Source organism: Parabacteroides sp. B2-S-102, from assembly GCF_023656665.1.
Classification (GTDB): domain Bacteria; phylum Bacteroidota; class Bacteroidia; order Bacteroidales; family Tannerellaceae; genus Parabacteroides; species Parabacteroides distasonis.
In genome coordinates this window covers 29,946-55,472 of the sequence record NZ_JAMOKM010000022.1, presented here as the reverse complement: position 1 = coordinate 55,472, position 25,527 = coordinate 29,946, and the positions used below count along the sequence as shown (strand labels likewise).

The following is a 25,527-nucleotide window of genomic DNA, read 5'->3' as shown; positions in this document are numbered from 1 at the left end:
CAGTTGTAGAGACGCGGCATGTGCCGCGTCTCTATGACCTAGCTACAGTCATATAATTACAACGTATTCTTAAGGATACGCTTAAATACAATATCTCTGAGATTACGGGCGATCGGGATTTGATAGGATTCGATACATAATCTATTCCCTTCTACCAGATCGACACGATCCGCATTAATTATATACGATTTATGCGTTTGGAGAAATTGATCATCGGGTAGGGATTCCCCGATCCGCTTCAAGGTTGAATGGGTCAATACTCTACCGGAAGTAGTATAGATACTAACATAATTTTCCAACGCCTCTACAAATAAGATATCTCTTAGGTAGATCTTACGCATTTGCTTCTCGCTTTTCACGAAGAACGAGGCATCCGCATCCGGCGTATTCTCCCGAACCAAGAGGTCGTGCACCTTATTCACGCCTTTTAAGAAACGCTCAAAGGAAATAGGCTTCAGCAAATAATCCACGACATCCAGCTCATACCCTTTCAAGGCATATTGCTCATAAGCGGAAGTAACGATCACTTTGGGAGGCTGGTTTAAGGTCGCCAATAAATCCAAACCGGAAAGATAAGGCATCTCGATATCTAACAAAAGTAAATCCGGCTGCTGAGTTTTCAACAGGGTATTTAATTGGATAGCGTCCTCACATACACCGGTCAAGGAGAGAAAATCCACTCGCTCCACATACGATTGCAATCCTTTACGGGCCATCGGCTCATCATCTGTTATCACGCAGGTTATTGTCATATATCTTCTATTTCAATCATTAATTCCGCTACGAACTCAGTCTCTTCTTTCCGGGTTTCCAAACGGTGCTTATTGGGATACAATAAAGATAATCGGCGGCGTAAATTTACCAGACCGATGCCTTTACGTTGCCGTTCATCCACCGATTTACGCAACGCTTCGTCCTCCGCTGAAAGCTCGGGGATGGAGTTTCGTATAAACAAACTGATCCGGTTATTTTCCCATTTCATGATAATATCCAATTGATAATCGCCACCTACGTATTTAAAGGCGTTCTCTACCAACGGCAGGAAGAGCAACGGATAAATCTCCAGTTCATTCAATTCGGGCGGAAACTCTACACGCAACCGCAGGCGTTCACTCATACGAAGCTTACGCAAAGCTATATAAGTTTTCAAATAATCAATTTCTTGTAGGATACTGACCTTCTGATTACCGCCATACAGTTGGTAACGCAAGAGTTCGGATATCATCTCTAACGTGCGACGAGGCGCCTTGTTACTTTCATCAATCTGGAAATAAACGGTATTAAGCGCATTAAACAAGAAGTGAGGATGATATTGGGATTTCAAGAACTTCAATTCCGTCTGTAATTGATCATTCTTGATCTTTTCCAGTTGGATACGCTGCTCGGCGTAATCTTTATCCAATACTTGAGCTCGCTGAACATTATAGACCATAAACGCAAACAAACACCCTATCACGTTCGCGATTATTATATCGTCCATATGGAAAGCATCACCGGTAAATATACGGGTTATTGCCAACGTAGCATTCACACCCAATATAATAAATAAGAAAGGCATTCCATACGATCTCCAAACAAATTTCCACCTATTCGGTTCTTTCGCTCTTCGGCTCTTCTCGATCTGCCATCTGAAATAAATAAAAAACAAATAAGAGACAAAAGCAAGGATCACGATTTCTAAGATACTATTCCCCAAGGACTGTGTCCAATAGTGTCCTTCTTTCGTATAATCCGTTACCCAGCGGATACAAGAATACAAAGAGACCGCAAAAATCATGGCATATACCCACTTATATATCTTTTTCATAAACCATTTGTCTAGAGGTTTCACAAATTTATTCTTTTACTTTCATCTACCCTATGATTCCGGTGAGATTCTTTCACCTCCAAACCACGATTTATACGATAGGTCAAAGAGATACCGACTACCGTCCGGTTCATCCGTTCTTTTATAAAGGCATGTTGGGTAGGAATCATCACACTCATTCTCGATACATTCGAATGGAAAATATCCCGTGCGAATAACTGGATCGTTCCCCGGCCTTTCCATATCTTCTTCTGGATACCGGCATTTATTTGCCATAACGGATAGATCGTAGCTTGTCCCGCCGCCATTTTCCCATTATAGAAACCGATAAGTTCAGCGCTCCAAGTCCGGGCAAAGTTAAACTGATTCGAGATCCCGATATTCGGTGTCCATATCTTATTCACCTTTACTTGATAATTCTCCGGCAAACGATACCGGTTATAGATCCAGGATGCGCTGACGTTCACGTTCCAAAATGAGGTTAGCGGTAACTGGGAAGTACTGAGCCGAGGACCTACGCTGATGCGGGAAGAGAGATTTTCCGGTGAGACATAAACAACATAGTTCCCTTGATCCAAATAGCTCTTGATAATTACATCCTTCGTATAATTAAAAGCAAGCCCCACCCGGAATAAATCGCCATGTATATAGGCCAGTTCCAGATTATCGGATAATTCCGGGCGTAATAAGGTGTTACCTTTATCATACGTATACTCATCGTGGATATATACAAACGGATTCAGGTCCCGGTAATTCGGACGGACAATCCGTTTGCCATAAGTAAGCGACAGACTATTCCCATTCCTCAAGGCATACTGAACAGAAAGCGTTGGGAACAAGTGCGTATAATGATTGGTAAACGAGGAGTCTCTTTGATAAGCGTTACCCGATTGTTCGCCCTCTATGCGGGTATTTTCCAGACGAAGACCTGCCTCCAGACTTACAGAAGAGAATTTGGCGTCAAGCTGTACATAGCCCGCGTTTATATTCTCGTCATACTGAAAATCACAACTCAAGTCATGGTCCGGTTGCCAAGAATCACCTTGTAGCCGATTATAATCAGCGTTATTATCAATAGAGACGAAAGAGGTCTTAGCACCCGCATGGAACGTGAAGGATTTCGAGAAAGGCCACACCAGATTCGCTTGTCCGGAGTATAAATGGATTCCTCCATCCATATCCCCAAACAAGGTATCTTGGCTATTCAAATATTGGTCTTCCTCGTATCGATAACGCAAGTAATCCATAGAGGCATCCAAGACCCCACCATCAGAGTTAAAGGTATGTGTTAAACTTAAAACAGCCGTAAAATTATCCTGTGAACGATTCTGATCGTTCAAGGTGCGAAGCGAATCTCCGGCTTGCGGAGATCGCTTAGGAATGGATGAGCTCATATCTCCCTCAACCTTGCTACCCGCCAGATTACCATCCGTCGAAAACCCGATCGTAGTCTTATCCGACATTTGATAATCGATCCCGAAACGATAATAGTTTGATGTATTCTTCCAAATTCGATAGGAAGATTGCGTCATCTGCCCGGTCTCCCCTTCCGGCCGCCAACCTTCCAGATAGCTTCTCTCCACATACAAATCATCGTAATCATTCTTCCGGGAATAGGAATAAGAGAGATAGAAGTTGAACTTATTCGTCCGCAGATTCAAGGTAGTAGAAGCGAAACCCTCCCCATATTTACCTTGGTCATAACTACCATTTACCGAAAGGTTCATTCCCCTTCGCAATATCTTCTTCGTACGTATATCGATAATACCGGAGTTTCCACTAGCGTCGTAACGTGCCGATGGCTGCGTAATCAAATCGATTTTATCCGTAATGGAGGCAGGAGTCGATTTTAAGAGATTGACAAGATCTTGCCCCGATAAATAGGTCGGCTTACTATCCATCAAGATATTCGCACCGTTTTGACCATTCAAGAAAATAGTGCCATCATTTTGTATCACGACTCCCGGCAAACTGGTCAACACGTCGTAGACATTCCCTTGGCTTTGGGTGATAGAGGCATCCAGCCTATAAGTCATCTTCCCCGGTTTCATCTCTACCGTAGGGAGCTTAGCCATTATCACCACCTCCTGTAGCTTCTGGTCCGCTATCGTATCGACCTGTCCCCAACCGCTAAAAGAACCAATTGTCAATAGAACTACTATAAAAAAATTCCTGCTCATGTCATTTTTATTTCAAAACCACATCAGCAGGAGTATCCAATCAAATTATTGTGACCAACGGAAGTATCCGGGGGATGAAAGGTAAAATCTCCTACTTTTGCCTTCTGAAGTGAATAACTTGCGGCTTGTCGAGTGAATAACTAACGAGTATACCCAGTGAATAACTAACGGCTTTAGAAGTGATTAGTTATTCACTTCTAAACGCTTTTTCTAGTTGTTGATCAAGCAAAATTCTCATTTCCATAAAGTCATCCACGAAGAGGCTTTTCTGTCTTTTTGAGTAGTATTAGAGCTTTTCCATGACCTCTCATTTCCACAGGAATCACAAGATAGAGGAGGGGAGATAACAATAAACAGTGCTTTTCCAATGAAAAAGACCGTTTTCGATACACATTAGGCGACAAAAGCCTACACATACGGTCGCGTTAAGCAACGCCAGTAGTGCCATTGGGCATTATAAGCAGTCGCAAATAGGGTTGTAAGTAGTCGTGAATGGGCATTCTTACCTCCTTATAGCCCTATCGTAACACCGTTTTTCCCTCCTTTTGCTCCATCGGATATGAATTACGATGAATTATTTTCGCTAGAACAAAAGGCCATTTTTCAGCATTGCTCTATCAATGAACCGATTGCTGATTTATTTTTTCAAATTCAAGCACAAGACGTACCTTAGCCCGGAAAAATCGATTCTCCGGGACTTCCGATTACAAATTGTCAATCCTAACAAATTGTCATATCCTTCGATCGTCTTTCTCGAAATCTCTCAAAGATGATTATCAATTCAATAAAAAAACGTATTTTTGTCACATACAATCTATAAACAACCCAAGATATGGAAGTGACAGTCAAGAAAGTAGAAATTACCTTACCGGAGGTAGACATGGCCTTGCTCAAAGAACTGGCCAAGAAATTCGGTTGGAATATCGGCAGGAAGAAGTCCGGTATAGAGAAGGGACTGGAGGATATCAAGGCCGGAAGAACACACAAAGCGAAAAACGCAGAAGATATGTTTCAACAAATCCTTGGTTGACCCATGTACCGATTGGAATACACCACGAATTTTAAGAAAGATCTTAAAACGTGTAAGAAAAGGGGATTAGAACTTCATCTACTTCAAAGGGTTATCGATATTCTTCAAGAAACCGGTACGCTCCCCAACCAATATCGCCCCCATAAACTAAGCGGTAAATTTGAGGGCCTATGGGAATGCCATATTAAAAGCGACTGGCTCTTAATATGGCAACAAAACGATACCGAACTGGTCTTGATCATGACCGATACTGGTACGCATGCCGACTTGTATTAAGTCATCAGCGGTTATGCTTGATCAGATTCATAAACTCCTCGCGCGTCTTAGCTTGTTGGAAAAAGCCTGTGAAATCAGAGGTAGTCGTCAAGGAATTTTGTTTCTCCACGCCACGCATCTGCATACACATATGCTGCGCCTCGATCACGACCATCACGCCCAACGGGTCCAAGGTCCTCTGGATGCAATCCTTGATCTGCATCGTCATACGCTCCTGTATCTGGAGGCGGCGGGCGAAGATATCCACTACCCTAGGGATCTTGCTTAAGCCCGTAATATATTTCTTGGGGATATAAGCCACGTGGGCCTTGCCAAAGAAAGGCAACATATGATGCTCACAAAGGGAGAAGAAATCGATATCTTTCACGATAACCATCTGTTTGTAATCCTCTTCCTGAAACATGGCGGAACGGAGTACCGCCTCCGGATCCTCATGGTATCCCTTGGTTAAAAACTGCATCGCTTTCGCTACACGTTCCGGCGTTTTAAGCAGACCCTCACGCTCCACGTCCTCACCCAGCAAACCCAATACTTCCTTATAATGGCCGGCCAAAGCTTCCCGGGCACGTAGCGTCTCTTCGTTTACTTCTGACATTCTCTTTAATTTAGGGGAATTTTTATCTCTTCTCGTACGATATACATTTCCTTCCCGTATTTCGGGAAAGCACCCATCAACAGGCGCATCATATGATAGGCCTCCTCATGCGAGCGGAAATCTCCCACACGCAACTTCCAAAACGGGGCGTTGTAAGTGACATACGTCGGGATCTCTGGAAAAAGCTCCTTGATTTCCTTCTCCTTACGAAAAGCCTCGTCTTTCGAGACCCGTTGGTTATTACCGGAAAATACCTGCGTACGATACCCTTGTACCTTCAAGAAGGTAAGGCTATCTGTCGTCTCCACGTTCGCTCCACGCATACGCTCACCCACCATCTCGCGGATAGCGGCGGATTGATTGATAACGACCTCGCCTTTTCCCAAACCGGATCTCTGCAACGCATCGAATATGGTCGAACGCTCACCTTCCAACGCCGTCTGAGCGAATAAAGATGAAGTACCGGCCATCATAAAGGCAAATAGCAATAAGATACAAGGAATTCTTTTCATAGATAGAATATTAAAAAGAGTATCTTTCCCCATTCATTGAGGGGAAAGATACCTTCTTATTATGAATTAATTAAAAAGCCTCGATAATCGGCATGAATTTGTCAACGGCCAAAGAAGCGCCACCGATCAAACCACCGTCTACGTTCGGTTTAGCGAACAATTCCTTAGCGTTACCGGCGTTACAGCTACCACCGTAAAGGATCGTGCAGTTATCAGCTACCTCATTGCCATATTTAGCGGCCAAAGTAGCGCGGATGTGAGCGTGGATCTCCTCAGCTTGCTCAGCGGAAGCAGTCTTACCCGTGCCGATAGCCCATACCGGCTCGTAAGCCAAGATGATCTTACCGAAATCCTCAGCGGAAAGGTCGAACAAAGAACCAGCGATCTGAGCGTCTACTACCTCGAAGTGCTTACCGGCTTCTCTCTCTTCCAAAACCTCACCGATGCAGAAGATCGGAGTCAAACCGTTAGCCAAAGCCAACTCAACCTTCGTCTTCAAGATTTCCGGAGTCTCATGATAATAAGCACGTCTCTCAGAGTGGCCTAAGATCACATATTTCGCACCAGTAGAAGCTACCATAGCGGCAGAAACCTCACCTGTATAAGCACCTTTTTCCTTGTCAGCGCAGTTCTCAGCGGCAACACCGATCTTGTTTGTATCGATAGCGGCAGCAACGCTTGCCAAGTGAGTGAACGGAGTACCGATGATCACATCGCAATTCGGAGTCTTACCCTTCAAAGCCTCGTCCAAACCTTTAGCCAAAGCAAGACCTTCAGCAAGAGTAGTGTTCATTTTCCAGTTTCCTGCAACAATATTCTTTCTCATAACTTAATAATTTAAATATGTAATACAAATAAATCTCTATTCAGATTCTTTTCCTTTCCGGCGACGGCGATTGCGCAAGGCATCGTATCCCCAAACCAGCAACAAAGGTACGGTAAAACTTAATAGGTTGGTTATTAGCCGGGCATCTTCTTTCGCTTTCCAGTCGGTATTTCCTTCCAGATAGCCGTTTACGATCGTTTTCAGGTCTTCTTCCTGTGGAATATCGTTGTAATGCCACTTCATCAAAATCGTACCTTTCTTCAGCAAGACCAATCCCGGGTTGGAGCGGATGATCGTTTTCAAAAGGACATCATCGGCCATAAGAAACGGATACTCGGCACCGGTATTATCACTCCATGTAGCGATAGCCTCGGCGGAAGAACCCGTCACGCAATAAAAGCCCAAACCGTTCTCCAAGGCGTAATCGTATACATTGTTGATCTCGTCAATACGCTCATCATCCGCATTCTCCAGACGGGGGGCGATCAAAAGAAAGAGACCTTTCGGGTCGTTCAGCAACTCATCAGTCACGTCTGCGTCATTCTCATTATAAATATGAAATGTGGTAACGGGGGGAACGTATCCTTGTTTGATCAGCTTGGTCTTTGAATCCACGAAAGTCCACGTGCTATCATCGGCCGGGGCGTTCTCCAAAGAAAATTCTTTCTGTACGCCATCCCTCTCGTAAATAAAAGAATACGCATATTCATCCTCGGGCGCACCTTCCGGTATCGACATCAAGGCAGGGATATTCGCACCCAACTTATAGGGACGGAAATCCAAGATCGGCAAATGATTATAATTCCGGTAAGCGAAACCGATAGCGAAGACATATGACCACAAAGCCACGAACCAGTAGACATGGTAGGTATAGCCTTGTAAAAGCCGCTGATTATGGATGAACACGTAAATAGCGGCGGCCAAAAGTACGACATTCTTATAGAAGGTCTGCCAATTACTGATCACCAAGGCATCCCCGAAGCAACCGCAATCCGATACGGGATTGAAGATCGCCAGATACAACGTCAGCGGCGTCATGAAAGACATCATCAGCAAGGTCAAGAAGGTCGTATACCGCCGGTACACCCCTAATAGCATACAGACACCCAGCATGAATTCCAGAGCGGACAAGTTGAAGGAGATCAATACCGTAAAAGGTTGCAGCTTATCCAGCCCAAAGGAAGTCAGATAGTCGCCAATCTTAATGGCTCCTCCCATGGGATCGACAGCCTTCACCGTCCCGGAGAAGATAAAGACTACTCCCAGTAACAGGCGGCAGACCTCTGCGATCACTTTCTTTACGGTTTCCTTATATTCCATGTAGCTCACTCCTCACCAAACTCCAGCTTGATCAAACCGAAGAGGGCATAATTAATCATATCCATGTAGTTGGCGTCCACTCCCTCAGAAACGAGCGTCTTGCCTCCATGACTCTCGATTTGCTTAGTCCGATAAATCTTCATCAAAATAAGATCCGTATACGAGCTGATACGCATGCTGCGCCACGCCTCATCATAATCATGATTCTTGGCGTACATCAGTTCCTTCGTCTCCGCAATGTATTTATCGTATAATTCCAAGGCTTTCTCTATCGTGATATCGGTCGTATCCGCAAATCCCAACGCCAATTGGACCAAGCCGATCACACCATAATTAACGATAGCGATAAACTCCGGACGGATTCCCTCGTCCACCATGCTCGTCCCCTTGATCTCCAAGCTACGGATACGGTTCGCCTTGATAAATATCTGATCGGTAACCGACTGGGGGCGCATGATCCTCCACGACGGCCCGTAATCTTTCAACTTCTTCTCGAACAACTCCCGGCACAGGGAGATCACTTGCTCGAATTGTTCCTTTGTATTTGGCATACTATCCTAGATTATACCCGCGAATATAGGAAAAAAGACGTAGATGTTCTCGAAAATTCAAGACAACAAAAGCTAATAAGATAAATGAAAAGAGGTTACAACAAAAAGGAGCCACTTTATAAGCGGCTCCTTTTCGTTTCCTTACATCTTATATATCGTTATGAACAGCGTAATGAGCGTCCTAAACGCAACACGGTAGTCTTTGTGATACCGTTCAATTCGCAGAGTTTACTAACAGAAGTACCGTATCTTTTAGCGATAGCGCCAAGCGTATCACCGGATTTAATACGATGATAAACCGAAGTAGCCTCCACATCATTCATTGTATTCGTGTCTTCTCCTAAAGAAGCGGTAGCGGAAGAACTTGCCTGTACCGTGATTTTCTTAGAAGATGCGGAAGCAGTCGATTTCTTTTGAGTTTGAGCTTTTGGAGTCGCTTTAGCCGCGGTTTCCACACCGGCACTACAACGAATGGACTGGCCGATACGTAACATAGAAGTAGATTTCAATCCATTTAAACGACAAAGCTCATTCACTGTCGTACCATATATACGTGCGATTTTACCTAAGGTATCACCGGATTTTACACGATGGTACACCATCTGACTATTGGAAGATGTATAGATATTGCTCTTACGTCCGTTAATCTTGACGTTACGAAACACATATTGATCCTGATGAGGTATTGAGTTCTCGAAGTCAATAATATCAGCCGGGTTAATAGCCTGTCCAAGAAAACGAGTCTCAAAATGCAAATGAGATCCCGTAGAGCGTCCTGTATTTCCCCCTAAAGCGATCGGATCTCCAGCCCGTACGATATCGTTCACACCTACTAAGAATTTAGATAAATGACCATATACAGTCTCTAAACCATTCGGATGGCGAATCACAAGATAATAGCCATATCCCCTACGCTCGAAATTCTTGATACGCACCTTGCCGTCAAACGCCGCACGGATCGTATCTCCAATTTGCACTTTCAAGTCTATCCCCTTATGCATCCGTCTACGGCGAGGACCATACTTTGAAGTGACCCTTGTCATAGAGTCCATAGGCAAGACAAAAGTAGAACAATCGATTACGCAAGAATCCGGCATATCTACCTTTTTACCCCGGAAAGGATTCACCCATTCATTTGTCCATTCGCCATATAATTCATCGGCAGGGAACATCAAGTTCTCTCTCGCCTCCAACTCCGCTTTTTCATTAATCTCCGCAAGCTCCTTCAAAGCCATATCTTTCTTAAAGCCAACACGGTCAGCCATTAACTCAGATACACGCTTGTCCATAAGTTTGTGGGTTGGATGATTGGGAGTCTCCGGAGTTTCCGGTTTCACCGGGTTCTCCGCATTAGCAGTCGATACCATCACAGCGGCACAACAAATGAATAGAAATGTCCTTATACTCATTTTTTGATAACTTTCATTCTTATAATTCAGGATAAAACGGCAATACCCGACATCTCTGCCTGATTGTCAACTTGTCAAAGTTCGGAAATTTGAATAAGCCGACAAAATTGATTAACGAAAAATTTCTGCAATGACTTTGAATAAAAGCAAAACAAGCGAATAAACAAGCTAAATATCAAAGGCTTACAGAACAATATGTTTCACAACATATTAGCTAATCATTCCCCAATTTATCTTCCTTGTGAACAGAGTTTTGAGCCTTTCGCTCAATATCCGGTGCTGTTCGGACAATAATTCGGGGTCTTCGTCAAGAACTCCTTGAGCGATATCCCGCGCATACTGAAGTATTTGTCCATCGGCCGCCAAGTCCGCTATTTTAAGGTCTATCCCCTCGCCACTTTGTCGGGTACCTTCCAAATCTCCATGTCCCCGGAGACGGAGATCCGCCTCAGCGATCTCAAAGCCATTCGTACTGTTCACCATAATCTCCAATCGCTTACGAGTATCATTACTTAGTTTATAGGATGAGACCAAGATACAATAAGATTGTTCAGCACCACGTCCTACCCGGCCACGAAGCTGATGAAGTTGAGAGAGGCCGAAACGTTCAGCACTCTCGATCACCATGACGGATGCGTTCGGCACGTTCACGCCAACCTCTATAACCGTAGTAGCCATCAAGATTTGCGCCTCGCCGGAGATAAACTTCTGCATCTCGGTATCCTTATCCGCCGCTTTCATACGGCCATGTACCATACATACCTTATATTCAGGGAAAACCTCCTTGAACGTCTCAAAACCGGCCTCCAAGTCTTTATAATCCAGTTTCTCATTTCCTTCAATCAACGGATATACCACATAAACCTGACGCCCCTTTTGTATCTCTTTCCGAAGGAACTCATACAATTGCGCCTTTTTATTATCATAGCGATGAAGCGTTTGTATCGGTTTACGTCCCGGAGGTAACTCATCGATCACCGATACATCCAGATCCCCATACAAAGTCATCGCCAAAGTACGGGGAATCGGGGTAGCCGTCATCACCAGCACATGCGGCACGATAGCGTTCTTCATCCAAAGGCGTGAGCGTTGCTCCACACCAAAACGGTGCTGCTCATCGATAATCGCTAATCCCAACGAAGAGAAAACCACCGTCTCCTCAATCAACGCATGCGTCCCGATCACGATCTGGATCTCACCGCTGGCAATAGCCGGTAATATCTTATCCCGCTCCTTCTTCTTGGTAGATCCAGTCAAAAGAGCGACCTTCACGTCCATATCTTTCAGGAATCCCATGATCGTCGCATAATGCTGGGTCGCCAAGATCTCGGTAGGAGCCATCATACAAGCTTGGCAATGATTATCTATCGCCAATAGCATAGACAATAAGCCTACCAAAGTCTTGCCACTCCCCACATCACCTTGCAGCAGGCGATTCATTTGCCGCCCGCTACCCATATCGATCCGGATCTCACGGACTACCCGCTTCTGGGCGTTCGTCAACTCAAAAGGAAGATACTCTTTATAGAACGTATTGAAATAATGGCCGACCGTCGGGAATATGATCCCTTTTAGCTTCAGTTTCCGAACACTAGCAGTACGTAATATATTTAATTGTATGAAGAAAAGCTCGTCAAACTTCAAACGTAACTGGGCATCACGCAACTTAGCGGCAGATTCCGGGAAATGGATATTCCGCATCGCCTCTGTCATAGACATCATATGGATCCGTTTCAATACGTCGGGGGAAAGCGTCTCCGGAAGTTCCCAGTTCAGCCAGCTTAACAACGTATATTGCAGGTTCTGGATCGCCCGGGAATTCAAGAAAGATTTCTTCATTTTCTCCGAGGTATTATAGAAAGGAGTCAAGCCATTCGCCACTTGATCAGCTTGCTCCATTGAGTCGATATCCGGATGCGGTATGTTATAGGTATGCCCGAACTCCGTAGGCTTTCCGAAAACTATATACTCAGTATTGGGACGATACTTATCCGTCACATAATTCAAGCCCTTGAACCAGACCAAATCGATCGTGCCCGTACCATCCGAGAACTTACCAACCAGCCGTTTACTCCGCCCCTCGCCTAGCGTATCGAAATAGAGAATCTGGCCTTTCAACTGGATATAAGGCATATTCCCGCTGATCTCAGCTACTTTATAAAACCGGCTGCGATCTATATATTTATAAGGAAAATAAAAGAGCAAGTCCTCATACGACGATATCCCCGCTTCCTTTTGCAGGATATCCGCCTTCTTGGGTCCTACTCCCGGCAAGTACGTAATCGATCGCTTATCAAGGTCCAGCATAACGTCTATGAGTTTTTAGGGTTTACCGGGCAAACATCGCTTCCGCTATTAACAAATCAAAGGGCGTGGTAATCTTGATATTCTCACGATCACCGGGAACCGTATCAATCGCATGCCCCATCGCCTCCACCACGGAAGCGTCGTCCGTAAATAAAGACGAATAAGGTTGCTCATAGGCTTTTGTCAATAATTCCAGAAGGAAGACTTGCGGGGTTTGTACAGCCATATAGCGGGAACGGTCCACCGGATGGCTCCCTTTTTCATCTGTCTCACGCAGGGAATCAATCATCGGAACAACCGGGATAACGGCTCCCGTGACAGCCGCTTTATCAAAGCAGGCCTCAACAACCTCCGGAGAGACGAAAGGACGAACGCCATCGTGCACAGCGACCAAACTCAGACCGCTATCCTCCTCCCCCTTCCGACGCCTCTCCGCCAAAAGCCAATCCAACCCATTCTTAACCGAGAAGAAGCGAGTATCTCCCCCTTTCACGATCGCATGCGGGACCTTGCAGCCGATTTCCTTGCAAAGCATATTCCAATACGGCTGATGATCCTCCGGAAGCACAAGGATTATACGTGCGGAAGCATCCCAACGATGAAAAGCCTCTAACGTATGCATCAAAAGAGGTTTCCCCCGCATAGGAATAAACTGCTTCGGCAGATCTCCACCCATACGAAGCCCTTTACCCCCGGCAACGATCAAGACGTACTTATTCATCAATCCAATTCCTCCAAAACTTTTTTAACTTCCTCATCCACTTTATACAGCTTCTCCTTGCAGAGCTTGATCAGACGGGTAGCTTCTTTTACCTTCTCGGACAGGATATCGACATCCAAGTCTCCATTCTCGATCTCAGCCACGATCTTACGAAGTTTCTCGATCGCCTCGTTATATGTTTCTTCTTTCTTCGCCATATTAATTATGTATTTATCGGACGGTTATAAAACCACCCTCTATGGTTTGATAATACTTTTTATTTCACCATCGATGAAGCGAGTCGTCAGTTCTTCGCCGGCTCGCAAATCAGAGGCATGTTTGATAATCTTGCCATCTTTCAAGGCTAAGCTATAGCCTCGCTTTAAGATATAATCAGGAGAAGCCATCTTGATAAACTGTTCCGTAAGCTGGATAAAACGCACATCCTCGGAGAGTTTAGAGGTAATACCGTTTCGCAAGCGAAGTTCCGTATTCTCAAGCACCGACTGGCGGCGTGATAACAAACCCGATGCCATCGCAGGTAAACGGCTCGCTATCGTTTGCAGTCCCGAACGATTCCGCTCGATCCGGCTTGTCACGATAGAAGGGAAACGGGTCGCTACCAATTGTAAATAGTTTTTCTGTCGGGATAGAATATCCATAGCCAATAAACTCACGTCTTGACGCAAACTCTCCAACTCCTCACCAACGCTATCCATTCGGGAAATAAGGAACTCGGCGACAGCGGTCGGTGTCTTCATCCGGGTATGCGCCACCAAATCTACAACCGTATCATCCCGTTCGTGCCCGATACCCGTGATAATCGGTAAAGGGAATTGAGCGCAATTCGCCGCCAACAGATAAGAATCGAAGCTATTCAAGTCCGAGGTAGCCCCACCCCCACGGATAATCACGACCACATCAAAAAGATCTTGATGTTGATAAATCCGGTCTAAAGCCGCTATTACAGAAGCCTCCGTCCGTTCTCCCTGCATCAAGGCGGGGAATAATTTGGTATAGAACGGATAACCTCCTTTATTCCGTGTCAACTGATTCATAAAATCCTCGTAGCCGGCAGCCGTCGGAGAAGTAATGATAGCGATTCTCCTAGGAAGTAGCGGAAAAGGCAATTCCTTATTCAACGTAAAGACCCCTTCCTCCTGCAATTGGCGGATAATCTCCATACGCTTACGCACCATATCACCTAACGTATAAGCCGGATCTATATCAAGCACCGTAAGACTCAATCCATACAACTCGTGGAACTCAACAGACACCTTCACCAACACTTTCAAGCCGGAAGCGAACATCTGACCGGTCTCCATCTCGAAATAAGGTTTCAACATACGAAACGTCTTCGCCCAGATAGACCCTCGTACCTTGGCCACCAATTGCCCGGTCTGCACATTCTTCTCCACAAACTCCAGATAACAATGTCCGGAAGAAGTATTCACCCGCACATCGCTCATCTCCGCACGCACCCAGCAAGTCTCCGGGAAAGCCCTCGACAACGCACCCCGTATACGAGTATTCAGCTCTAACAAAGATAGAGCCTCTTTCTCACCCGATAAGTTATTTAGATTCGGCCGCATATTTACGCTCTTGTTTATAAGCTTTGTACACATCCGGGATGCCATATCCCAACTCAGCGTCCGGTTGCTCAAACTTACTGCCGAAACGCTGCAAAAGAGAGATTATATCCTTATTCGTCAGACTGGGAAACGCTTGCCATAGACAAACACCCAACCCCGCTAAGATCGGCGTAGCGAAAGAGGTACCGTTCGCGTAACGGATATTCCCCGTAGGATCTATCACGCAACAGCCCGTACCCAAGGCAACCACATCCGGCTTCACCCGGTAATCCGCCGTAAAGCCAACAGAACTGAAATTACTTTTCTTCTTACGATCCGTGATAGCGCCCACTGTCAATATATCCGGGGCATCCGCTGGAAAGGTTATCTTTCCCCAGCTACCGCCCCCCTCGTTGCCGGCGCTACTAAACAACAAGATCCCTTTTGATGAAGCCATCTTAGCGGCACGACTGATCAAGGAAGTCCTCCCGTCCAATTGATCTTGATGATAGTTCAGGGCCTCTACATCAAAAGAGAAATACCCCAACGAAGAAGAGACCACATCCACTCCCACGCTATCGGCAAATTCCATAGCTGCCGTCCAATAATCCTCCTCGATGGGAAACTCCGAACGGCTATCCTCGCTCTTTATCAGCCAATATTCGGCTTGGGGAGCCGTACCGACCATCAAGCCCGGCGCATCAGCGGCCAAGCAAGATAAGACCTTCGTCCCATGATCATCCCCGATGAAAACGCTTCGGCCGGGGAAAACCACGTTATGCGTTCCTAATAACCGCAAGGAATCAAATACGCTGATCCGATCCACGTTCATGAAACCGGCATCGACCACGGCCACACGCATACCCTTACCCTTAAAGCCCGCCTCATGCAATTTGATACCGTTCAGCATCTTGATCTGCTCCTCGGCATAACCGTAAGGCGATTTCTCCGGTTTATCTATTGGCATAAACCGTGTCGTATCATTCTCCTCCCTAGGAATATCGATTTCCTCGTCACCTTTCCAGACCCATTTCACGGAATCCACGATCGGGAGGCGCAAGAGACGCTCAGCGACCAAGCTATCCGGACTGGACACCACGACCGTAGAGAACCATTTGCTCTCCAGCACCGGTTTTCCTCCATTGGCGGACAAGGTATCCAGATAAGCTTGAGCGATCGGCAAATCCGATTCCGACACCGATATACCTTGCCGGTTCCGTCGCTCAACAGACTCCTTGGAAAGATATTCCTCCGGGTTATCCAGCGTATAACCGGAATCCCCTTTATCTTTCAAATACACCCGAAAACGAAAACTTTCCCCCGCATGTACTCCCAAAGAAAACAAACTGAATACGAAAACGAATATTCCTATATATTTACTCATAGAACCTCACACAATTACGAATTACAAAGATAGATGATACCGCCGAATAAACAAAAAAGCCCGGCACTGGAATAGGCCGGGCTCATGTATAATTCTTCGTCTTATTCATTGATATTACAGATAGGGATCTCACGTTTAACACTTTGGCGTAAAGAAATCAAGGTCTCTGTAGCCGTAACACCCGGTATCTCTTGAATCTTGGAGTTCAAAAGCTCCATCAAGTGCTCGTTATCACGGGCATACAGCTTGATCAGCATCGTATACGGACCCGTAGTGAAATGGCATTCTACCACTTCGGGTATTTTCTCGAATTCCGGGACAACATCCTTGTACATAGATCCACGCTCCAATTTCACGCCGATATAGGTACATGTATTATACCCCAATATTTTAGGATTGATGTGATACCCTGAGCCAACGATCACATTCATATCAATCATGCGTTGAACCCGTTGATGAATAGCTGCACGAGATACACCGCACTCCTCGGCAACATCTTTAAAAGGAATCCTAGCATTCTTTGAAATAATGTTCAATATCTGCCGGTCCAGTTTGTCTATCTTCTCCATTTTAAATTCGCTTTATTATATGCATTCAGATTTAATGTATCAAAAGTATATAATAAATTTGAATCATATATCATTCTGAAAGAAAAAAGTAATCAATAAATAATAAAAGCGGGCAAAAAATGCTTTTTAGCATAATTTGCCCGCCTATTATCTTACAAACGTTCCGTTTCTATTTCTTCGCTACTTATTCTTTTACGATGTCAAGCAACTCAACCTCGAACTTCAATACGCTGTTCGGTTTGATATCTTGTCCTGCGCCACGTTCGCCATAAGCCAACTCAGCCGGGATCCAGAAGATATATTTAGAACCGACCGGCATGATCTGCAAGCCCTCAGTCCAGCCCTTGATTACTTGGCCAACACCGAACTCAGCCGGCTCGCCACGATCCACGGAGCTATCAAACTTAGTACCGTCCAATAGAGTTCCGGTATAATGAACTTTTACCTTATCGGTAGCGGTCGGCTTCGCGCCTGTACCTTCTTTCTCTACCTTATATTGCAAGCCGCTCTCAGTCGTGATAACGCCTTCTTTTGTCTTATTCTCCGCCAAGAACTTATCGCCCTCTTCTTTTGTCTTCTTAGCCTCGCGAGCCTGAGCCTCTACGAAGTAAGTCTGCAAATATTGTTGAGCCTGTTGCGGATTCATCTTCATCGCAGAAGAATCCCCTTTGATAGCTTGGATAAAACCAGCGATCAAATCATCTACGTTAGCCTCACCACCCGGCAAAGTCTTTAAGTTTTCCTTATAACCGGCACCTGTGCTGATACCAATAGCGTAGCTTGCGCTATCGATAGAAGTCTTCAAGCTCGCGCTTTTGTGAGAATCACCGCAAGAGGTGAAAGATGCGCCCATTGCTACAATCACTGTAGCGACTAATACACTTAACTTTTTCATTTTTCTTTAACTCTTATATATTATTTTTCGATATCTAATAACTCAACGTCGAAGATCAACGTACTATTCGGCTCGATAGCCTCACCTGCCCCACGCTCGCCATAAGCAAGGTTAGACGGGATAAACAATCTCCATTTAGAACCGACCGGCATCAACTGCAAAGCCTCTACCCATCCCGGGATTACCTGTGAAACACCGAATACGGCGGGCTCGCCTCTCTGTACGGAGCTATCAAACACCTGACCGTTGATTAACGTACCGTGATAGTGGCATTTTACCTTATCGTTCGCCGTAGGTTTAGCGCCTGTACCATTCTTCAGCACCTCGTATTGCAAACCGCTAGGCAACTCTACCACACCAGCCTTATGCTTATTGATAGAAAGGAACTCCTCACCGGCTTTCTTATTGATCTCCAGTTTCTCTTGTTGAAGCTTCATGAAGTAATCATTGATCACTTGTTTTGCCTCATCATAACTAAGAGCAGGTTTTGCCTCTGTTAAGACGTCATTCAATCCCTGTACAAAATCTTCCACTTGAAGATCCTTGATGCCTGAGTTCTGGAAATTATTTCCGATACTTAAGCCAAGCGCATAACTTACTTTATCCATTCTTTTTTCTTGTTCAACTAATTATAAGCCACAAAAGTAATGCTTTTAATCGTATAACAGCATTTTGTAAGAACTTTTTATTTCATTCAAAGCTTTTTACGAAATAAAGTCGTAACTTCGTAACTATTAATATATACATCTATACATTAAACAAGTAACAGATGAAAAAGTTAGTCATACTTACCGGAGCGGGAATGAGCGCAGAGAGCGGTATCTCCACTTTCCGTGACTCGGACGGGTTATGGGAGAAATACCGGGTGGAAGATGTCGCCACGCCGGAAGGCTTCGCCGCCAACCCTAAATTGGTTCTCGACTTCTACAACCAGCGCAGAAGAGAGCTATTGAATACGAAACCTAACGCCGGTCACCTCGGCCTTGCCGCCTTGGAGAAAGATTTCGACGTACGGATCATTACCCAGAATATCGACAACTTACATGAACGCGCGGGTAGCAGCCACGTGATCCATCTGCATGGAGAGTTGATGAAGGCATGCTCCGTAAGGGATCTGGACACGACCTACAATCTATCGCCGGAGAACCCGGATATTCATCTGGGCGACAAGGACCCTCACGGAAATCAGCTACGTCCTTTCGTTGTATGGTTTGGAGAGGCGGTACCCATGATAGAGCCTTCCATCAAGCTGGTGGAAGATTGTGATATTTTCGTGATTATCGGTACCTCCTTAAACGTCTACCCTGCTGCCGGATTACTAAACTACGTGCGCCGGGGCCAACCGATCTACTTGATCGACCCGAAAGATGTACGTACTTATCGCAACGATATCGAGCATATACAGGCCGGGGCCTCGGAAGGGGTCAAGAGGCTGACGGAGTTGCTTACGCAGAATTAAACAATTCATACACTCATTAGGTCTGACGAAGGCAAGTATAAACACGAAGTCCTTGGCATGCGAACACATTGCCAAGGACTTGTCTTTTTATCCGCTTCCATCCTCACGGAAGTACTTACGGATGAACTTTAATTTATTACTTTAGTATTAATATTAATCCAATTCCCGCCTGTTCATCCGTCACGGATTACTTGGATCGATACCCGCACGGGAATCGTATGATTATCTTATTTCGTTTATTTCTTATTTCACGATTGCCTTTACAGCCTCCTCACCATCAACAGCTACGGCTACGATACCGGCAGGTACAGCGATTGTAGCGTTATCGGAGGTAAGAACAGTCTCAGCGACAACCTTACCTAAGATATTCGTGATAACGATAGACTTACCGGCTGCGCCTTGAACGGTTACAGTACCGTTGCCGGCTACGATAGATACGCCTTCAGCGTTAGCGCCTTCGATAGATGTTACCATATCCTCAGCATCAGTCTTCTGATATGCGTTGAAGATCAAGGCACCGTCAGAACCAGTCTTAGCTGCATCAAACTTAGAATCACCACGAGTCAATACCAAGCAACCATTCTGCATCTTCAACCATGCGGCGTAAGAAGGAGCGATGGAGCCGGCTACAGCCTCATTGTAACCCTTAGTAGCTTTACCACCCAAAGAGATATAACCCTTGTTCTTATCCTTGCTGTCTACCAACACATCATCAAGAGTTGAAGTAGCACCCTCATTGTAGATGTTAGATTCGAACAAGAACTCATTAGCCTCACCTTCCTCAGCCGTTACGCCAGCCACATTAGACGGAGTTACATAACGGAATGACCATGTTACGTTCTTATGGTTGTCACCTTGCAAGTTCACGATATACTTCGTGTTGATCTTAGCTTTCGTGTATGCATCGATGATATCAGCTACGTCCAACTTAGCCGGATCCATATCCTTGAACTCATTTACCAAGATAAACAAGCTGTCGCCTGCGTGAATAGCCTTCACGAAACCTACGCGAGTGTAACCGCCATCAATATCCATATACGGAGTCTCCAATTCGTGATCCTTGATCATAGCGGAATCGCCAAAGCTTACCAAATACTTACCATAATGGAAACCAGCATGGGCCTTAGTAGCGTGAGAACACTCAGCGGCACTAACTTGATGACCCGCATTATCAAAGTGATTGTGTTCGTATGTACAAGGAACACCCGGAGTACCGGCTTGGTCGTTACGAGCCACAGAAACCAAATATTGAGGTTTGATGTTACCCAAGCCACGATTTACCCAAACAGAGTCGATGATGAATGCCAATTTGCCATTAGCCTTTTCCTTGTTCCAGATACCGGCGTAATCAACATCCTTATCCAGTAAGTTCTTGTTCCATTCATCCATCAAGTACTCACCACGAGTCTTCTCTACAAAGTACAAGCTATCAGCGGTTTCGTTCTCACCTAACACAGTGTTGTTAAAACGGCGGTATAATGGAGAGTCATCGATCTCTACAGCGAATGCAGAAGTACGGATTTCTTGATAACCATTGAACTTGTCATTCAAATTACCTTGTGTTAGATCCAAGGTGTTATCATCAACAGAGACTTTAATTTTAGCATATCCATTAGACTCATTTGTATAATCTTCCGCTGTAGGATCCTCATTCAGAACAAACTTACCGTTTTCCTTAGTGAAGAGATATACATCCTCCTTACTATTATCCGCAACAACAACATTACCATCTTTATCATTTACTATATATGAATAATATGTAGTTCCTTTATCATCTTCATAAGATGAATAGTTCCTTTTTACAGAATAATAGTAGCCATCTCCTCCTTTATAATACAGATCCGAAGTCAGTTTAGTATCTGTCGTATAAGTCTTAAAGCTTGCCTCTACCAACGCATAATAATGCTTACCATCGATGCAGTTATTCTCTTTTAAGAAGAATGGGGTCGGATTTTTCTTCATCATGTATTTCTTTGCGGTACCGTCATAAGATAAGTAACGCTTCTCGCCATTAACAGCATTATATACATAATAAACATTTCTCACTAAAGTATCACCAACACCGTACGTATCATTCTCTACAACCAATTCCAAACGGAAGTTTGACTTACCGTCGTTCTCGTCTACACGTACGATAGAGTCCTTACCTGCAGGAGTATACAGATATTTATCTAATGCCAAACCATGCAAGTAATTAAAGGTATAAGTCTGAACTTTAGCCTCATCAGCGGATACATATTTGTAACCTAACTTCTTGTCGGCAACCAATTCATCCGCAACTTTCTTGAAAGACAAGGTATCAGTTCCATGTCCGTAGAAACAGAATACATCATCACTACCTTCCACCTTAAAGAACTGAAGAGGAGAAGTAGTCTTTAATCTATCATTGAACTCACGGTTCGTGATATTTACTGTAGCCGTATTGGAAGTACCGTTCTTCTCAACTACCCATTGAGCGGCAGGTATATGATTGAAATCTTGTCTCTTAGCTTGATATGTCCAACCGAAACTTCCGGCTAAGTTCGCCAAAGCGTAAGTGCCATTTTTCTCCGGTTGGTTTCCACCTGTAGATTTATACTGGATCGTATAGACACCATTAGGAATGGTTGTCAATGTCAAGCCTGTGAACTTCGTTCCGATCGTAACCTTTACGTTCTGATCGCCCGGAACAGGATATAATTTATTGCCACTACCATCAGTGCCCTTACGAGTACCAACACCGTCCTCATCTTTCGCAACATTGACAGTCAATACATTCATACCGTTCAATTGAGACATGTAGATGTACTCGCCTTTAACTGTTTCCAGTGGCTCTGACGTACCACTCTGAGTCCACGTAGAGTTGTTGTTCTCTTTCAAGAATGCTTTCCATTGATCGTCATTCTTATCACCTTTCTTATATTCATGAGCTACCTCCGCTACTTGAACATACAATTCTTCCTTCGCGGCATTATAAGAAAACTTAAACTTGTATGAGCCGTCCAGACGTTTAGCCTTATCTGCATACTCCATATGGTCATAAGTATATTTCAAAAGCTTGTCGGATTCCGTACCGCCATAGTAAGCCGTATCAACAACTACATAAGCATCTTTCCCATCAAATTTTTGATCTTTAGCCTGTAAATAAACATAACCATCACCAGCATTCTGAGCGTTCAAAGCCGTAGCTGTCATTAAATTGCTTTGCCCTTTCGTAACTTCCGGATCCATGTTCAATCCAAAGAACAACTCAGCAGGTTTATCCGTCTCTACTGATTGCAATAATGTATTCAAGTCATCAGCACCTAAAGGCATTGGAGTCTCACTAGGTTTCTCGCTCTTTAACGCAACTACCGTACCCAATTTATCCAAAGTCTTAGCCTTGACCAGATAATAACCAATCGCAGGATCATTAGCAATAGCCAAGATATAATCTCCGTTGTAAGAAACGATAGTATTTACATTATTTACTGTTTCACTCACCCATTCTGTAGCGGAGCCACCACCTAACGTAAGAGCGATCTTCTTTGAATTCTTCGTATCCTCCAAGTTGTAAGCCGTAGCAGGATCGACAGCCAAAGTCAAGCTTGTAGCCTTATTCACGAATGAATAAAGGTCTTTGCCTAAAGAGGTTTTCTTAGCGGAAACAGTCCAAGTAGCCTTGTTCAAGGAAGAAAGATTCGTTGAAACATTCGCCGAATTGTTCAATTTGCCGAATTGTTCTCCTGTCTCAACAATCAAGTATTTACTACTTTCTGTTCCCAACAAGATTACGTCGCCTTTCTTCGCATCAACCTGCGCACCTGCGGAAAATGCAGTCGCAAGCATGGCACTAGCCAAAAGCGTAGTAAATTTTTTGTTCATAAATCGAAAATTTAATATTAATAATAGTGTTAATTAAATACCGTTCAACACTTTAAGTCATCGACCACTACTCGAAAACGACTAGTCTAAACGATCGTCTAAATCTTGCGTTTTTTTAGTGTCGAAACGGGAGGTTTGTTGAAGGAATCGGTTGTTTCGTAAAGGATAACCTATCCTATTGATAAGAAAGAGAATAAGTGATAAAAAAATAGCTCGGAAGGGTTGCAAGTATCGAAGAAATGCGTACCTTTGCAAATGACTAAAAGAATCGATCGTTTAAACTAGTCGTTTCTATCCCATAAAAAACTCTCAAATATCAACGTATTTAACTATACATTAATGTACGAGCGTACATTAAAAGAACAATTCATTTCTACTTTCAATTATCTATTTATATTTTGCTTCCAATACAGACTATTTCCCGCAAATCTCCCTGTCAGTAAAACAGCATTCATACAATCCTTTTGACTGAAATAAAGCGCATATCGTGACATAGGCTATTCGTAAAAGAGGCAAGATAATGGGAAAAAGGAGGTTGTAAGCGGCGTTTTATGCGGCAAAGTACTACTTTTTACACACGAGTATCGACAAAAGCCTACACTATCGGTCGTGTTTGGCAACGCCAATAGTGCCGTTAGGCATCGTGAATAGTCAAGAATAGGGTCGTGAACTATCAAGAATAACCATCATAACCCTGTCACTTCCCTATCGTAACCCATTGAGATAGGTTTTTCATCCCATAAAATAGGAATTAGGATGAGCTAGTTTCGCTAGAACAAAAGAGCATCTTTTGATATCCAACTATCCAACAAGCGATTAAATATATTTTAACTCAAATTTAAGAGTAGACTGTACATTCCCCCGCAATAATCGATTCTACGGGCGTTAAGATTACAAACTGTCAAAAAGAAAGAACTCGACACTAGGAGCCATTGGCTATCAATTCAGTCAAATAAAACAGCCTCTTTCCTTATTTCTTCTCCAATATGACTATATATTCATTGCACATCGTACTAACCTTCTTCCCTGCCACATTAGTAGGACTTGTTTTGGAAGGCATCCTTTTGTTAGGTATTTCTCTAACAATAGTATCGATATGTGTAAAACCATTCTTCTCAAACATTTCAGCAGTAAAGTAATCTAATGGAATTTGAACCCCCTTAACCGTTCTGTTCCCTACGACATAACAAACGACTCCACCACTCTTTATTACAGACGCGACATTCTTTATAGAACAACTATAATCATTAAGAAACGAGACCACTTCCAAATTTCTCTTTGGGTCAATGCTCTTTATTTCGTCCAGTTCAGATTTAATGCTTTTAGTCTCAAAAAGTTCCTCTTTCTGAACTCGTCCCCCCATTAGGAGATTATCTAGTGTTTTAGCATTTTCAAAATTGAACCATTCATTTGCCCACCTTGAAAATTGTCCATAAGCAACGGTTGTTCTACTATCGCCATAAGGCGGAGAGGTTACAACCATATCAACACTATTCGGCTGTATTATATCGGAAGGGATTTCTATAGTACTATTAAAGTCATAGATACCTATATTACATGAATATTTTATACTATTAAACTCCTCAAGTCCATTTATATTTCTTATAACCTTTTCTTCAAACAATCGAAAGACATCCGGTTTGAAGTCTTTAATTTTCTCTTCCTTCATCCTAAACCGCTTAAATTCTCCATTCCTCGTAAACGACACCTCTCTAACAGTCTCGGAAAGAGGAACTTTAAAAAAATCAGCGAAATCCAAAGCCACACATTCATTAATTACTTGATAAATATAAGAAAGGCGCAAAAGGCTATCTCTGGAATACCAATAAGTATAATTAGAAATATTATCGAAGTTCTTATTCTTGACCTTATCTTCAGAATACTCAAAGAACAAGGCTTGCATCATTGAAAAAGTATCTCTGATACAAGATAAATCATAATGGGTTGTTTTTACATGGCTCATCAATCTAGCCAATGGATTAAGGTCTGTTCCTATCGCGTTTATACCTTTTATAGAAGCCTCAACTAACGATGTACCGCTTCCCATATATGGATCAAAAAGTAGCTCAACTCCATCCTCTGGCTTATATTCCTCTATTAGAGCTCTTGCTACTTGGGGAATCATCATCGCAGGATACGCATGATAGCAATGAGTAAATTCTTTGGTATCGGCATCCTTAAAGCTCCACCTATTATCAATCGTTCTTTTGTACATACCTTCCTTACTTATATTATGTGAGTGCAAATATACTCAATTGCTCACATATTGTGAGTACATAAGCATATATAAAAC

At 43.8% G+C, this 25,527-nt stretch carries 22 protein-coding genes and 1 pseudogene; 4 read left to right on the top strand and 19 right to left on the bottom strand.

Annotation, left to right across the window (positions count from 1 at the left end; translation table 11 throughout):
* Positions 1-56: 56 nt before the first annotated feature.
* The 3 genes from NBH07_RS19450 to NBH07_RS19440 are packed head-to-tail and all read right to left on the bottom strand — an operon-like array spanning position 57 to position 3,987.
* Positions 57-752: a LytR/AlgR family response regulator transcription factor gene (locus tag NBH07_RS19450; protein WP_009018417.1), complete on the bottom strand. Its 696-nt coding sequence runs from the start codon at positions 750-752 to the stop codon at positions 57-59.
* Positions 749-1,807 carry a sensor histidine kinase gene (locus NBH07_RS19445; RefSeq protein WP_039848968.1) on the bottom strand — a complete coding sequence of 353 codons (1,059 nt, stop codon included), beginning with the start codon at positions 1,805-1,807 and terminating at the stop codon, positions 749-751. Before NBH07_RS19445 ends, NBH07_RS19450 begins: the two co-directional genes overlap by 4 nt.
* A gap of 20 nt (positions 1,808-1,827) precedes the next feature.
* Positions 1,828-3,987, bottom strand: coding sequence for an outer membrane beta-barrel protein (locus NBH07_RS19440; RefSeq protein ID WP_156682781.1), 2,160 nt, complete (start codon positions 3,985-3,987; stop codon positions 1,828-1,830).
* A gap of 602 nt (positions 3,988-4,589) precedes the next feature.
* Here NBH07_RS19440 and NBH07_RS22695 point away from each other — a divergent pair.
* The 3 genes and pseudogenes from NBH07_RS22695 to NBH07_RS19430 form a co-directional block, all read left to right on the top strand.
* Positions 4,590-4,760, top strand: a pseudogene (locus tag NBH07_RS22695) (hypothetical protein); the annotation flags it as partial.
* A gap of 59 nt (positions 4,761-4,819) precedes the next feature.
* Positions 4,820-5,017 carry a hypothetical protein gene (locus tag NBH07_RS19435; protein WP_005860990.1) on the top strand — a complete coding sequence of 66 codons (198 nt, stop codon included), beginning with the start codon at positions 4,820-4,822 and terminating at the stop codon, positions 5,015-5,017.
* Positions 5,018-5,020: 3 nt separating this feature from the next.
* A complete protein-coding gene (locus NBH07_RS19430; protein WP_005860988.1) occupies positions 5,021-5,293 on the top strand; it encodes a type II toxin-antitoxin system RelE/ParE family toxin in 273 nt (90 codons plus the stop codon).
* 4 nt (positions 5,294-5,297) lie between these two features.
* Here the strand turns inward: NBH07_RS19430 and folE are convergent, their stop codons facing one another.
* The 14 genes from folE to bamJ (NBH07_RS19360) all read right to left on the bottom strand — a co-directional run bounded on the left by folE (position 5,298) and on the right by bamJ (NBH07_RS19360) (position 18,540).
* Positions 5,298-5,888, bottom strand: coding sequence for a GTP cyclohydrolase I FolE (gene folE, locus NBH07_RS19425; protein WP_005860986.1), 591 nt, complete (start codon positions 5,886-5,888; stop codon positions 5,298-5,300).
* Positions 5,889-5,893: 5 nt separating this feature from the next.
* On the bottom strand, positions 5,894-6,400 hold the full coding sequence (locus NBH07_RS19420) for a hypothetical protein (protein WP_005860984.1): 507 nt from the start codon (positions 6,398-6,400) through the stop codon (positions 5,894-5,896).
* A gap of 70 nt (positions 6,401-6,470) precedes the next feature.
* A complete protein-coding gene (gene tpiA, locus NBH07_RS19415) occupies positions 6,471-7,226 on the bottom strand; it encodes a triose-phosphate isomerase (RefSeq protein ID WP_005860982.1) in 756 nt (251 codons plus the stop codon).
* A gap of 36 nt (positions 7,227-7,262) precedes the next feature.
* Complete coding sequence (locus NBH07_RS19410; RefSeq protein ID WP_005860979.1) at positions 7,263-8,546, bottom strand: BT_3928 family protein; 1,284 nt, start codon at positions 8,544-8,546, stop codon at positions 7,263-7,265.
* Positions 8,547-8,551: 5 nt separating this feature from the next.
* The gene (locus NBH07_RS19405; protein ID WP_005860977.1) at positions 8,552-9,097 is read right to left on the bottom strand and encodes a DUF1599 domain-containing protein; all 546 of its coding nucleotides are present in this window, start codon (positions 9,095-9,097) and stop codon (positions 8,552-8,554) included.
* Between the two features lie 158 nt (positions 9,098-9,255).
* A complete protein-coding gene (locus tag NBH07_RS19400) occupies positions 9,256-10,506 on the bottom strand; it encodes a M23 family metallopeptidase (protein ID WP_011966948.1) in 1,251 nt (416 codons plus the stop codon).
* 210 nt (positions 10,507-10,716) lie between these two features.
* Entirely contained in the window at positions 10,717-12,813 is a 2,097-nt protein-coding gene (gene recG, locus NBH07_RS19395; protein ID WP_005860973.1) for an ATP-dependent DNA helicase RecG, read from the bottom strand.
* Positions 12,814-12,835: 22 nt separating this feature from the next.
* The gene (locus NBH07_RS19390) at positions 12,836-13,534 is read right to left on the bottom strand and encodes a 2-C-methyl-D-erythritol 4-phosphate cytidylyltransferase (RefSeq protein WP_008780619.1); all 699 of its coding nucleotides are present in this window, start codon (positions 13,532-13,534) and stop codon (positions 12,836-12,838) included.
* Positions 13,534-13,731 carry an exodeoxyribonuclease VII small subunit gene (gene xseB, locus NBH07_RS19385; RefSeq protein WP_005860969.1) on the bottom strand — a complete coding sequence of 66 codons (198 nt, stop codon included), beginning with the start codon at positions 13,729-13,731 and terminating at the stop codon, positions 13,534-13,536. Before xseB ends, NBH07_RS19390 begins: the two co-directional genes overlap by 1 nt.
* Positions 13,732-13,770: 39 nt before the next feature.
* Positions 13,771-15,105, bottom strand: coding sequence for an exodeoxyribonuclease VII large subunit (gene xseA, locus NBH07_RS19380; RefSeq protein WP_121960971.1), 1,335 nt, complete (start codon positions 15,103-15,105; stop codon positions 13,771-13,773).
* Positions 15,086-16,468: a S8 family serine peptidase gene (locus NBH07_RS19375; protein WP_008773976.1), complete on the bottom strand. Its 1,383-nt coding sequence runs from the start codon at positions 16,466-16,468 to the stop codon at positions 15,086-15,088. The genes xseA and NBH07_RS19375 overlap by 20 nt, the downstream gene beginning before the upstream one ends.
* A gap of 101 nt (positions 16,469-16,569) precedes the next feature.
* On the bottom strand, positions 16,570-17,037 hold the full coding sequence (locus NBH07_RS19370) for an Lrp/AsnC family transcriptional regulator (protein ID WP_005860962.1): 468 nt from the start codon (positions 17,035-17,037) through the stop codon (positions 16,570-16,572).
* A 184-nt stretch (positions 17,038-17,221) separates the two neighbouring features.
* Positions 17,222-17,932 carry a BamJ family beta-barrel-assembly machinery protein gene (bamJ, locus tag NBH07_RS19365; RefSeq protein WP_005860960.1) on the bottom strand — a complete coding sequence of 237 codons (711 nt, stop codon included), beginning with the start codon at positions 17,930-17,932 and terminating at the stop codon, positions 17,222-17,224.
* A 20-nt stretch (positions 17,933-17,952) separates the two neighbouring features.
* Positions 17,953-18,540 (bottom strand): BamJ family beta-barrel-assembly machinery protein, encoded by a 588-nt coding sequence (gene bamJ / locus NBH07_RS19360; protein WP_005866557.1) that lies wholly within the window; start codon positions 18,538-18,540, stop codon positions 17,953-17,955.
* A gap of 161 nt (positions 18,541-18,701) precedes the next feature.
* On the opposite strand from bamJ (NBH07_RS19360), the gene NBH07_RS19355 reads away from it, so the two are divergent.
* Positions 18,702-19,391: an SIR2 family NAD-dependent protein deacylase gene (locus NBH07_RS19355; protein ID WP_005866555.1), complete on the top strand. Its 690-nt coding sequence runs from the start codon at positions 18,702-18,704 to the stop codon at positions 19,389-19,391.
* 243 nt (positions 19,392-19,634) lie between these two features.
* Here NBH07_RS19355 and NBH07_RS19350 read toward each other — a convergent pair whose 3' ends face one another.
* Entirely contained in the window at positions 19,635-23,234 is a 3,600-nt protein-coding gene (locus tag NBH07_RS19350) for a DUF6383 domain-containing protein (RefSeq protein WP_156682782.1), read from the bottom strand.
* Positions 23,235-24,204: 970 nt separating this feature from the next.
* Complete coding sequence (locus NBH07_RS19345) at positions 24,205-25,449, bottom strand: TRM11 family methyltransferase (protein WP_156682783.1); 1,245 nt, start codon at positions 25,447-25,449, stop codon at positions 24,205-24,207.
* Positions 25,450-25,527: the final 78 nt, after the last annotated feature.

Coding starts and splice junctions, on each gene's coding strand:
- NBH07_RS19400 (WP_011966948.1), bottom strand. CDS start 10,506: ATGAGTATAAGGACATTTCTATTCATTTGTTGTGCCGCTGTGATGGTA.
- NBH07_RS19450 (WP_009018417.1), bottom strand. CDS start 752: ATGACAATAACCTGCGTGATAACAGATGATGAGCCGATGGCCCGTAAA.
- bamJ (WP_005866557.1), bottom strand. CDS start 18,540: ATGGATAAAGTAAGTTATGCGCTTGGCTTAAGTATCGGAAATAATTTC.
- xseB (WP_005860969.1), bottom strand. CDS start 13,731: ATGGCGAAGAAAGAAGAAACATATAACGAGGCGATCGAGAAACTTCGT.
- NBH07_RS19435 (WP_005860990.1), top strand. CDS start 4,820: ATGGAAGTGACAGTCAAGAAAGTAGAAATTACCTTACCGGAGGTAGAC.
- NBH07_RS19375 (WP_008773976.1), bottom strand. CDS start 16,468: ATGAGTAAATATATAGGAATATTCGTTTTCGTATTCAGTTTGTTTTCT.
- xseA (WP_121960971.1), bottom strand. CDS start 15,105: ATGCGGCCGAATCTAAATAACTTATCGGGTGAGAAAGAGGCTCTATCT.
- folE (WP_005860986.1), bottom strand. CDS start 5,888: ATGTCAGAAGTAAACGAAGAGACGCTACGTGCCCGGGAAGCTTTGGCC.
- NBH07_RS19430 (WP_005860988.1), top strand. CDS start 5,021: ATGTACCGATTGGAATACACCACGAATTTTAAGAAAGATCTTAAAACG.
- NBH07_RS19355 (WP_005866555.1), top strand. CDS start 18,702: ATGAAAAAGTTAGTCATACTTACCGGAGCGGGAATGAGCGCAGAGAGC.
- NBH07_RS19445 (WP_039848968.1), bottom strand. CDS start 1,807: ATGAAAAAGATATATAAGTGGGTATATGCCATGATTTTTGCGGTCTCT.
- NBH07_RS19420 (WP_005860984.1), bottom strand. CDS start 6,400: ATGAAAAGAATTCCTTGTATCTTATTGCTATTTGCCTTTATGATGGCC.
- NBH07_RS19410 (WP_005860979.1), bottom strand. CDS start 8,546: ATGGAATATAAGGAAACCGTAAAGAAAGTGATCGCAGAGGTCTGCCGC.
- NBH07_RS19345 (WP_156682783.1), bottom strand. CDS start 25,449: ATGTACAAAAGAACGATTGATAATAGGTGGAGCTTTAAGGATGCCGAT.
- recG (WP_005860973.1), bottom strand. CDS start 12,813: ATGCTGGACCTTGATAAGCGATCGATTACGTACTTGCCGGGAGTAGGA.
- bamJ (WP_005860960.1), bottom strand. CDS start 17,932: ATGAAAAAGTTAAGTGTATTAGTCGCTACAGTGATTGTAGCAATGGGC.
- NBH07_RS19370 (WP_005860962.1), bottom strand. CDS start 17,037: ATGGAGAAGATAGACAAACTGGACCGGCAGATATTGAACATTATTTCA.
- NBH07_RS19405 (WP_005860977.1), bottom strand. CDS start 9,097: ATGCCAAATACAAAGGAACAATTCGAGCAAGTGATCTCCCTGTGCCGG.
- NBH07_RS19390 (WP_008780619.1), bottom strand. CDS start 13,534: ATGAATAAGTACGTCTTGATCGTTGCCGGGGGTAAAGGGCTTCGTATG.
- NBH07_RS19350 (WP_156682782.1), bottom strand. CDS start 23,234: ATGAACAAAAAATTTACTACGCTTTTGGCTAGTGCCATGCTTGCGACT.
- tpiA (WP_005860982.1), bottom strand. CDS start 7,226: ATGAGAAAGAATATTGTTGCAGGAAACTGGAAAATGAACACTACTCTT.
- NBH07_RS19440 (WP_156682781.1), bottom strand. CDS start 3,987: ATGAGCAGGAATTTTTTTATAGTAGTTCTATTGACAATTGGTTCTTTT.